Source organism: Thauera phenylacetica B4P (assembly GCF_000310225.1).
Lineage (GTDB): Bacteria > Pseudomonadota > Gammaproteobacteria > Burkholderiales > Rhodocyclaceae > Thauera > Thauera phenylacetica.
In genome coordinates this window covers 26,592-36,167 of sequence record NZ_AMXF01000020.1, presented here as the reverse complement: position 1 = coordinate 36,167, position 9,576 = coordinate 26,592, and the positions used below count along the sequence as shown (strand labels likewise).

Here is a 9,576-nt window from a genome sequence, read left to right as displayed (position 1 = left end):
GCTCGCGCGCGACGCCTGCGGCCGGCTCCGCCGGAGCCCGCGCTCAGCCGCCGCCCAGCCCGACCGGCGCCGGGGCGGTGTTGACGATGCGGGTGAATAGCGCCGCGTACTTGCCCGCCGGTCCCTGCCAGGGGTTGTCGTTGGCGAGGAAGGCGGCGTCGATCTGCGCCCAGTCCTCTGCGCTCAGGTGCTTCCTGGCGAGCGGGAAGATCAGGTGCTCCTCGGTGTTCATGTGCTGCCACTCGTGCTCGATGTAGGTCTTGAGCGCGGCCTGGAAGCCGGCCAGGCCGGCCTCGCCCTCGCGCCGGTAGGCCTCGAGCGCGCCGCGCAAGGTGGCGATGCGCGCATCGCCCTCGCGGTGCTCGGCCTCCAGGCGCTCGATGACCGGCAGCGCCTCCGCGCTGCGCTCGCGCAGGCGGGCGAAGAGATAGGTGTCCTCCTTGGGGTGGTGCACCTTCTCGGGGACCATCTCGATGTACTCGATCATCGACGCCATCAGCTCGAAGTCGGGCTTCAGGCGGCCGGCCTCGATCGAGGCCACGAGCCCGCGCAGCCCGCTCAGCATCGCCGCGAGGGCGCGATGTTCGTCGTGGATGATGTCCAGTGACTTGTTGCTCATGCTTGGTTTCCTCCTTGGACTCAGACGCCGAGGTGCTTCTGGATCAGCTCGGGCTGGGCGCGGATCTCGTCGCTGGTGCCGTCGAACACGACCTGCCCCTTCACCAGGATCATCGCGCGGTCGCAGATGCTGGTGACCGCGCCGTGGTTCTTGTCCACGATCACGGTGGCGATGCCGGTCCTGCGGATCTCCTTGACGATGCGCCAGATCTCCATGGCGATCAGCGGGGCGAGGCCCTCGGTGGCCTCGTCCAGGATCAGCAGGTCGGGGTTGGTCATCAGCGCGCGGCCGATGGTGAGCATCTGCTGCTCGCCGCCCGAGAGCTGCCAGCCGCCGTTGTTGATGCGTTCGCCCAGGCGCGGGAAGGTCTCCATCACGCGGTCGAAGGTCCACTCGCGGCGACCGTCGACGCCGGCGCGCGCCGACATCAGCAGGTTCTCGCGCACGGTCAGGCTCTTGAAGATGCCGCGCCCTTCCGGCACGTAGGCGATGCCCTGCTGTGCCGTCTGGTAGGTGCGCGCCTTGGTGTAGTCGTCGCCCCGCACCAGCACACGCCCATGCCGGGGGCGCACGATGCCGAGCATGCTCTTGATCAGCGTGGACTTGCCCATGCCGTTGCGGCCCATGAGGGCGATGCCCTCGCCTTCGCGGATGTTGAAGTCGATGCCGTGCAGGATGTGGCTCGCGCCGTAGTAGGTATGAACTTCCTTGGCTTCGAGCAGCATGTTAGACATGGAAGCTGTCCTCCGTACCCAGATAGGCCTGCTGGACGGCCACGCTGGCCTTGATCTGCGCGGGCGGGCCGCACTCCAGCAACTGGCCGTTGACCATCACCGTGATCATGTCGGCGACCGCGAACACCGCGTCCATGTCGTGCTCCACAAGCAGGATGCCGCGCGTCTGGCGCAGGCGCTTGAGCACCTCGACCATGCTCGCCGACTCTTCCGAACCCATGCCGGCGAGCGGCTCGTCGAGCAGCAGCACCTGCGCATCGGTGGAGAGCACCATGGCGATCTCGAGCTGGCGCTGCTCGCCGTGGCTGAGCACGCCCGACACCCAGTCGACGCGCTTGCCCAGTCCGGCCTCCTCGATGCAGGCGCGCGCCTTGTCGAGCGCCCACTTCTGCTCCATGGCCTTGGTGAACAGGCTCCACGGCTGCTGGCGGCGCGACTGCGCGGCCAGGCGCACATTCTCCAGCACGGTGAACTGCGGGAAGATGTTGGTGCGCTGGTAGCTGCGCCCGATGCCCACCTGCGAGCGCTGCGCCGCAGTGAGCGCGGTGATGTCCTTGCCGAGGTAGTGGATCCTGCCCTCGGAGGGCGGCAGGTCGCCCGACAGCATGTTGATGCAGGTCGACTTGCCCGCGCCGTTGGGGCCGAGCAGCACGTGGATCATCTGCCGCTCGAGCGTCACACTGATGTCCTGGTTCGCCACCAGGCCGCCGAAGCGACGGGTCAGCCTGTCGGCCTGCAGCAGGACTTCGTTCTTCGTCGTCGTGCTCATTTGGCTTCTCCCCCCTGCAGGGCACGCTTGATGCGACCCGGAACACCGGCCAGCCCGCCCGGCAGGAACAGCACGACCGCCACGATCACGCCGCCCATCAGCAGCTGCCAGTACTTGGTGATGTCGGCGAAGATCTCGCGCATCGCCTCGAAGGCGAAGGCCCCGGCGATCGCGCCGGCGAGGTTGCCCATGCCGCCCAGGATCACCATCAGCAGCACGTTGCCGGACTCGTGCCAGGACAGCAGCTCCGGGGTCACGAAGCCGAACAGCACGGCGTAGAGGAAGCCCGCCAGACCGCCGAGCGCGCCGGCCAGCGTGAAGGCGCCGAGCTTGTAGCGGAAGGTGAGGTAGCCGAGCGACTGCATGCGGTGCTCGTTGCTCTTGATGCCCACCAGCACGCGGCCGAAGGGCGACTGCAGCACGCGGGCGAGGAACAGGTACACCAGCACCAGCACCGCGAGGATGAAGTAGAACATGTGCACTTCGTTGGTGAGGTCGAACGGCTCCCAGCCGAAGATGGAGGCCGAGGGCTTGTTGTTGAGGTACTTGCCGTCCGAGCCGCCGCCGAGCGGGGTGTCGTGGAAGATGAAGTAGGCCATCTGGGCGAAGGCCAGCGTCACCATGATGAAATAGATGCCCTTGGTGCGCAGCACGAAGAGCCCGATCACGAAGGCGGCGAGCGCGGACAGGCCGACCGAGGCGGGCAGCACGTACCACAGGCTGGCCGCCTCGTACTCGGGGCTCAGGATCGCCACCGCGTAGGCGGCGATGCCGAAGTAGGCCGCGTGGCCGAAGCTGACCAGGCCGGTGAAGCCCACCAGCAGGTCCAGGCTCATGGCGAAGATCGCCATCACCAGCACCTTGCCGACGATCTCGATGTAGAAGGACTCGCCCGACAGCGGCACGCAGGCCACGATCGCGAGCGCGACCAGCTTGGGAATCAGGGATGCGTTTGCGTTCATGGTCTCAGCCCTTCTTCAGGATGCCTTCGGGGCGCCACAGCAGGACCACCGCCATGACCACATACACCACGATGCCGGAGAGCTCGGGGACCAGCACCTTGCCGAAGGTGTCCGCGAAGCCGACGATCAGCGCGGCGACGAGCGCGCCCCACACCGAGCCGATGCCGCCGATGACCACGATCACGAAGGAGATGATCAGCACGTGGCTGCCCATGTTCGGGAACACCGACGAGATCGGCGCGGCCAGCATGCCGGCGAGCGCGGCGAGCGCGACACCGAGCGCGAACACGACGCGGTAGATCATGTTGATGTTGATCCCGAGCGCCTCGACCATGCCGCGGTCGTCGTTGCCGGCGCGGATCATCATGCCCAGGCGGGTACGCTGGATCACGTAATAGAGCGCGACCGCGAGCACGATGCACACCACCGAGATGGCCAGCCGGTACACCGGGTAGCTCATGACCTCGGTGAGCTGGATCGAGGCGTCGAGGAAGGCGGGGATCGCCACCCCGTGCACATCGTCGCCCACGAGCAGGCTGCGCAGCTGCTCGAAGATGAGGATGAGGCCGTAGGTCAGCAGCACCTGCTCGAGGTGGTCGCGCTTGTAGAGGTGGGAGAACAGCGCCCACTCCAGGAAGGCGCCGAAGGCCAGCGCCAGCGGGATGCCGAGCACCACCGCCAGTACCAGGCTGCCGGTCGCGCTGGTGAGCACGAAGGCGAGGTAGGCGCCGATCATGTAGAAACTACCGTGCGCCAGGTTGATGATGCCCATGATGCCGAACACCAGCGTCAGTCCGCTTGCCACCAGGAAAAGCAGCAATCCGTACTGCAGCGAGTTCAGCGTCTGGATCAGAAAGCTTGCGAAATCCATGACACTCCCCCTCCCGGCAGGCATGCGCCTGTCAGGATCGATCAGGGTTCAAGAAGAAACGGGACTTGGGGGGCGGCCCGCCGGGCCGCCCCTAAGAGGCCGGGGGCTTACATCTTGCAGCCGCGGGCAGGATCCTCGAGGCTCTTGGAGACGACCTCGAGCATCACGTTCTGGTCGCCCTTGACCTGGCGCATGTAGATGTCCTGCACCGGGTTGTGCGCCTTCGACAGGGTGAAGGCGCCGCGCGGGCTGTCGATCTTCGCGGACTCCATGCCCTTGATGACGTCTTCCTTCTTCTCCGGATCACCGCCGGCGGCCTTCAGGCCGGCCTCGTACATCTGCGCGGCGTCGTAGCCCTGCACCGCGTACACGTCGGGCTGCAGCTTGTAGGTCTGCGCGTACTTGGTGCGGAAGGCCGCGTCCTTGGCGTTGGTGAGGCCGTCGGCGTAGTGCAGCGTGGTGAGCAGGCCCTCGCCCGCGCCGCCCATGGCGCCGAGGTTGCCGTCGGTGAGGAAGCCCGGGCCGTACAGCGGGATGCTGTTCTTGAGGCCCGCCGCGGCATAGTCGGCGACGAACTTGGCCGCGCCGGCGCCGGCGAAGAACACGAACACCGCGTCGGGCTTGGCCGAGGCGATCTCGGTGAGGAAGGGCTGGAACTCGACGTTGGGGAAGGGCAGCGTCATTTCCTTGACGAGCTTGCCGCCGCCCTTCTCGAAGGCCTCCTTGAAGCCGGCGACCGACTCTTCGCCGAAGGAGTACTTCCAGGTCACCGTGGCGACGTTCTTGATGCCCTTCTTCGCCAGCGCCTCACCCATCGCGTAGGAAGGCTGCCAGGCCGAGAAGGACGAGCGGAACACGTAGGGCGAGCACAGCGGGCCGGTGAGATCGTTGGCGCCGGCGTTGGGGACGATCATCAGGGTCTTGGTGTCGCGGGCCACCTTGGCCATGGCGAGCGCGACCCCGGAGTGCACGGTGCCGACCAGCACGTCGACCTTGTCGCGCGACACCAGCTTCTTGGCGTTCTCGGTGGCCTTGGCCGGGTTGGATTCGTCGTCGACGGTGAAGTATTCGACCTCGCGGCCGCCCAGCTTGCCGCCGTTCTCATCGACGAACTGCTTGAAGCCGTTGGTGATCGCAGTGCCGAGCGCCGCGTAGGTGCCGGTGTAGGGCAGCATCAGGCCGACCTTGACCTTGTCGGCCGCGTTGGCGGCGCCGATGCCGGCGGCGGCCAGCGCGAGGGTCAGGGCGAGGTTGCCGGCGAGTTTGAACGTGCTCTTCATCATGTCTCTTCCTTGAAGGTGGATTGGGTTCGTGCGTCTTCTGGACGACGCATCGTCTTGCTGCTCACAGAGTGCCCGCCGGTGGCGTGCGACGCGCCTCGGCGGGACATGAAATGCGGCCGCCCGGGGGCGACCGCAAAAGGGACGAAGCCCGGAGCCTCAGATGAAACGGGTGCTGACGCTGCCGAGCGACTGGATGCGCAGGTTCACGCTGTCGCCGGCCTGCACCGCCACCGCCTCGGTGACGCCGCCCGACAGGATCATGGTGCCGGCCGGGATCTCCTCGCCGCGCGCGCCGAGGTGGTTGGCCAGGGCCGCGATCGCCGCCGCCGGGTGGCCGAGCACCGCCGCGCCGGCACCGACCGCCACCGGCTCGCCGTTCTTCTCGAGCACCACGCCCAGGGTGCGCAGGTCCAGGCCGGCCACCGGCGCGGCCTGGCCGCCGAGCACGAAGCGGGTCGACGAGCAGTTGTCGGCGATCACGCTCTTGAGGTCGAACTTGAAGTCCTTGTAGCGCGAGTCGATGATCTCGATGCCGGGCATGACGAAGTCGGTGGCTGCGAGCACCGCGCCGATGTGGCAGCCGGGACCCTTGAGCGCGCGCTTGGTCACGAACACGATCTCGGGCTCGACCTTCGGGTGGATCAGCTCGCTGGTCTTGATCTCGCCGCCGTCCGGCACGCTGAAGTAATCGACGAGCCAGCCGAACACCGGGGTTTCGACGCCCATCTGCTTCATCTTGCCGCGCGAGGTCAGGCCGGCCTTGAGGCCGACCACGCGGTTGCCGCGCGCCAGCTTGCGGCGCAGGATCTCCGCCTGGATCGCGTAGGCGTCGTCCCAGTCCATGTCGGGATGCGCCTCGGTGATCTTCACCACTTCGAAGGCCTGCAATTCGGCGTTCTCGAGGTGTTCGGCGAGTTGTTCGATGGTTTGCTGATTCAGCTTCATTGGAAGTTTCCTGTTGGATTGGGGGGCGGGGATGGGGCGCGTCAGACGAAGCGCACCGAGCAGCCGCCGATGCCGCCGATCGTCATGCGCAGGTTGTCGCCGCGCACCACCGGGACCATGGCGCCCATGGCGCCGGAGAGCACGATGTCGCCGGCCTTGAGGGCGATGCCGAGCGAGCCGAGCATGTTGGTCAGCCACACCATGGCGTTGACCGGGTGGGCCATGGTGGCCGCGCCGGCGCCGGTGACGACGATCTCGCCGTTCTTCTCCAGCACCATGCCGGCGAGCGCGAGGTCGAGGTCGGCAATGTCGACCAGCTGGTCGCCGAGCACGAACACGCCGCAGGAGGCGTTGTCGGCCACGGTGTCCTGGATCTTGATCTTCCAGTCCTGGATGCGCGAATCGACGATCTCGAAGCAGGCCATGACGCCTTCGGTGGCGGCGAGCACGTCGGCCGCGGTCACGCCCGGGCCCTGCAGGTCCTTCTTGAGCAGGAAGGCGATCTCGCCCTCGGCCTTGGGCTGGATGAGCGTGTCCATGTCGACCGACTCGCCCTCGTTGAAGACCATGCTGTCGAGGAGGTAGCCGAAGTCGGGCTGGTGCACGCCCAGCATGTTCATGACCGCCTTGCTGGTGACGCCGATCTTCTTGCCGATCACGCGGTCGCCCTTCTCGAGGCGGCGCGCGATCATGCGCTGCTGCACGTGGTAGGCGTCCTCGATCGTCATGTCGGGATGCGCGGCGCTCAGCGGCGCGATCGGCGTGCGCGCGACGAGCGCGTCGTAGAGCGAATCGCCCAGGGCTTCGATGGTTTTCTGGTCCATGTACGATCTTCCTATTACAGCTTGATGCAGACGTTCTTCAGGTCGGTGTAGAACTCGAGCGAGTGCACGCCGCCTTCACGGCCGATGCCCGACTGCTTGGAGCCGCCGAAGGGGGTGCGCAGGTCGCGCAGGAACCAGCTGTTCACCCAGGAAATGCCCACTTCCATCTTCTGCGCGACGCGGTGCGCGCGCGAGACGTCCTGCGTCCAGATCGCGCAGGCCAGGCCGTACTTGTTGTCGTTGGCCTTCTCCAGCACTTCGTCCTCGGCGTCGAAGGGGGCGATGTGGCAGCACGGCCCGAAGATCTCTTCCTTGATCACGCGGGCGGTCTCCGGCAGGCCGGTCCAGATGGTCGGCTGGACCCAGCAGCCATCGGCGAGCTCGCCCGGCATGTCGGGCACGCCACCGCCGGTGACCAGGGTCGCGCCCTCTTCCACGGCGACCTTGTAGTAGGACAGCACCTTCTCCTGGTGCTTCTTGCTGACCAGCGGGCCGAAGTTGGCGGCCGGATCATCCGGCACGCCGATCTTCATGCCTTCGGCGCCGGCCTTCAGGGCGGCGACGAACTTGTCGAAGATCGGGCGCTCGACATACACGCGCTCGGTACCCAGGCAGACCTGGCCGCAGTTCAGGAACACGGAGCGCAGGGTGCCTTCGATGGCCTTGTCGAAGTCGCAGTCGGCGAACACGATCGCGGCGTTCTTGCCGCCCATCTCCAGCGACACCGGGCGCGAGCCGTTGGCCGCCGACTTCATGATGACCTCGCCGGTGCGGGTCTCGCCGGTGAAGGTGAGCGCGTCGACGTCCGGGTGGGCGGTCAGGAAGGCGCCGGCGGAGTTGGCGCCGAAGCCGTTGACCACGTTGTAGACACCCTTGGGGATGCCGACCTTGTTCATCACCTCGCCGAGCAGCGCGGCGGTGCGCGGGGTGTCTTCCGAGGGCTTGACGACCACGGTGTTGCCGCAGGCCAGCGCCGGGCCGACCTTCCAGGTCATCAGCAGCAGGGGCAGGTTCCACGGGCAGATCACGCCGACCACGCCGACCGGGCGACGATAGCCGTAGTTGATCGCCTTGCCGCCGTCGGGCGTGGTCATCTCGAAGAACTCGGTCGGGACGTTCTTGACCATGTCCGCGAAGACCTTGAAGTTGGCCGCACCGCGCGGGATGTCCACGTGCGAGGCCATGCTCTTGGGCTTGCCGGTGTCGGCGCACTCGGCCTCGAGGAAGTCGTCGAAGCGGTTGTTGATCTCGACCACCAGCGCCTCGAGCAGCTCGATGCGCTTTTGCAGCGACATCGAACCCCAGGGGCCCTTCAGCGCGGCCTTGGCGGCCTTGACGGCGGCGTCGACTTCCTTCTCGCCGGCTTCGGCGACCATGCCGATCACCTTGTTGTTGATCGGGTTGCGGTTTTCGTACCACTTGTCGGTGGCGACGTATGCGCCGTCGATGAAGTTGAGGATCTTGTCAGCGATCATGATTTCTCCCGTTGCGTTTTCGAACGTATCTGGATTGTAGTGCCGCTTGTCGTCGTGGCCTCGTCGGGCGGGCGGCGTCGGGGATGGGGTCGGGGGTGGGTGCGGGCGCAGGCCCGGCGCGATGCGCCGGGCCGCGAACCGGATCAGGTCACCACGCTCAGGAAGCGCTCGTTGAGCTTGCGGTCGTGGTAGAAGATCGCCGGGCCGACTTCGTCGAAGGTCCAGGTGATCGGCTGGTGGTCGGGATAGCTCTCGTAGCCGCCGGAGAAGGTCTCGAAGCGGTTGCCCGAGGGGTCGAAGGCGTAGATCGTGGTGCCGCGGGTGATGCCGTGGCGGGTGGGGCCGATGTCGATCGAGACGCGGTTCATCGACATGATGTCGGCCGCGCGCAGCACCTGCTCCCAGCTGCCGAGCAGGAAGGACACGTGGTGCAGCTTGCCCGGCTCCGGATGGCAGACGAAGGCCAGGTCGTGCGCCTTGTGCGAGCAGGAGATGAACATCGCCAGCAGCGACTTGCCGTCTTCCATCAGCACGCGCTCGACGAGGTGGAAGCCGAGCACCTGGGTGAAGAGCTCGAGGGTCTGCTCGAGGTTCGGGCCGTAGAGCAGGCAGTGGTCGAAGCGGTGCGGGCCGATGCCGTGCTCGGCCGCCGGGATCCACGGGTCCGGGTTGGTGTAGGGCTGGCCGTTGCCGACGTCGGTCTTGTCGGCATAGAGCTCGAGGACGTGGCCGGTCGGGATGGTGAAGCGCACGCGCTCGCCGGTCTCGAGCAGCTCGCCGGCGGGGACGCGCTCGGTGGCGACGCCGTAGGCCTGCAGGTCCTTGTCGAGCTGCTCGAGCGTGGCCTTGTCCTTGACCTTGAAGCCGATCAGGTCCACGCCGGCGCGGTCGGCCTGGCGCAGCACCACGCTGTTGTGGTCGCGCTCGTCCCAGGCCTTGAAATACACGCGGCCGGCGGCATCGCGGCCGGTCTCGACGAGGCCGAGCACGTCCTTGTAGAAAGTCGTGCTTTCGTCCAGGTCCAGCACGCGCAGCTGGATGTGGCCAGGACGCATCACTCCGGTAGTTGCCATCTTGCATCTCCTCTCAGGGGT

10 protein-coding genes are annotated in these 9,576 nt (G+C 66.8%); all 10 read right to left on the bottom strand.

Annotated features, from left to right (window positions below):
- Nucleotides 1–43: 43 nt before the first annotated feature.
- Nucleotides 44–619: a hemerythrin domain-containing protein gene (locus tag C667_RS05160; protein WP_004358029.1), complete on the bottom strand. Its 576-nt coding sequence runs from the start codon at nucleotides 617–619 to the stop codon at nucleotides 44–46.
- Nucleotides 620–639: 20 nt separating this feature from the next.
- Nucleotides 640–1,353 (bottom strand): ABC transporter ATP-binding protein, encoded by a 714-nt coding sequence (locus tag C667_RS05155; protein WP_004358027.1) that lies wholly within the window; start codon nucleotides 1,351–1,353, stop codon nucleotides 640–642.
- The gene (locus C667_RS05150; protein ID WP_004358024.1) at nucleotides 1,346–2,122 is read right to left on the bottom strand and encodes an ABC transporter ATP-binding protein; all 777 of its coding nucleotides are present in this window, start codon (nucleotides 2,120–2,122) and stop codon (nucleotides 1,346–1,348) included. The genes C667_RS05155 and C667_RS05150 overlap by 8 nt, the downstream gene beginning before the upstream one ends.
- The gene (locus C667_RS05145; RefSeq protein WP_004358022.1) at nucleotides 2,119–3,084 is read right to left on the bottom strand and encodes a branched-chain amino acid ABC transporter permease; all 966 of its coding nucleotides are present in this window, start codon (nucleotides 3,082–3,084) and stop codon (nucleotides 2,119–2,121) included. Before C667_RS05145 ends, C667_RS05150 begins: the two co-directional genes overlap by 4 nt.
- A 4-nt stretch (nucleotides 3,085–3,088) precedes the next feature.
- A complete protein-coding gene (locus C667_RS05140; RefSeq protein ID WP_004358020.1) occupies nucleotides 3,089–3,955 on the bottom strand; it encodes a branched-chain amino acid ABC transporter permease in 867 nt (288 codons plus the stop codon).
- Nucleotides 3,956–4,062: 107 nt separating this feature from the next.
- Complete coding sequence (locus C667_RS05135; RefSeq protein WP_039920810.1) at nucleotides 4,063–5,235, bottom strand: ABC transporter substrate-binding protein; 1,173 nt, start codon at nucleotides 5,233–5,235, stop codon at nucleotides 4,063–4,065.
- Nucleotides 5,236–5,394: 159 nt separating this feature from the next.
- Entirely contained in the window at nucleotides 5,395–6,183 is a 789-nt protein-coding gene (gene dmpH, locus C667_RS05130; RefSeq protein ID WP_004358016.1) for a 2-oxo-3-hexenedioate decarboxylase, read from the bottom strand.
- Between the two features lie 41 nt (nucleotides 6,184–6,224).
- Entirely contained in the window at nucleotides 6,225–7,007 is a 783-nt protein-coding gene (gene dmpE, locus C667_RS05125; RefSeq protein ID WP_004358015.1) for a 2-oxopent-4-enoate hydratase, read from the bottom strand.
- Nucleotides 7,008–7,021: 14 nt separating this feature from the next.
- Nucleotides 7,022–8,482, bottom strand: coding sequence for a 2-hydroxymuconic semialdehyde dehydrogenase (locus tag C667_RS05120; RefSeq protein ID WP_004358013.1), 1,461 nt, complete (start codon nucleotides 8,480–8,482; stop codon nucleotides 7,022–7,024).
- A 143-nt stretch (nucleotides 8,483–8,625) separates the two neighbouring features.
- On the bottom strand, nucleotides 8,626–9,555 hold the full coding sequence (locus C667_RS05115; RefSeq protein WP_004358011.1) for a catechol 2,3-dioxygenase: 930 nt from the start codon (nucleotides 9,553–9,555) through the stop codon (nucleotides 8,626–8,628).
- Between the last annotated feature and the right edge of the window lie 21 nt (nucleotides 9,556–9,576).

Bases quoted from the DNA above. Each gene is read 5' to 3' on its own strand.
- C667_RS05155 (WP_004358027.1), bottom strand. From the start codon at position 1,353: ATGTCTAACATGCTGCTCGAAGCCAAGGAAGTTCATACCTACTACGGC.
- C667_RS05115 (WP_004358011.1), bottom strand. From the start codon at position 9,555: ATGGCAACTACCGGAGTGATGCGTCCTGGCCACATCCAGCTGCGCGTG.
- C667_RS05135 (WP_039920810.1), bottom strand. From the start codon at position 5,235: ATGAAGAGCACGTTCAAACTCGCCGGCAACCTCGCCCTGACCCTCGCG.
- dmpH (WP_004358016.1), bottom strand. From the start codon at position 6,183: ATGAAGCTGAATCAGCAAACCATCGAACAACTCGCCGAACACCTCGAG.
- dmpE (WP_004358015.1), bottom strand. From the start codon at position 7,007: ATGGACCAGAAAACCATCGAAGCCCTGGGCGATTCGCTCTACGACGCG.
- C667_RS05145 (WP_004358022.1), bottom strand. From the start codon at position 3,084: ATGAACGCAAACGCATCCCTGATTCCCAAGCTGGTCGCGCTCGCGATC.
- C667_RS05140 (WP_004358020.1), bottom strand. From the start codon at position 3,955: ATGGATTTCGCAAGCTTTCTGATCCAGACGCTGAACTCGCTGCAGTAC.
- C667_RS05120 (WP_004358013.1), bottom strand. From the start codon at position 8,482: ATGATCGCTGACAAGATCCTCAACTTCATCGACGGCGCATACGTCGCC.
- C667_RS05160 (WP_004358029.1), bottom strand. From the start codon at position 619: ATGAGCAACAAGTCACTGGACATCATCCACGACGAACATCGCGCCCTC.
- C667_RS05150 (WP_004358024.1), bottom strand. From the start codon at position 2,122: ATGAGCACGACGACGAAGAACGAAGTCCTGCTGCAGGCCGACAGGCTG.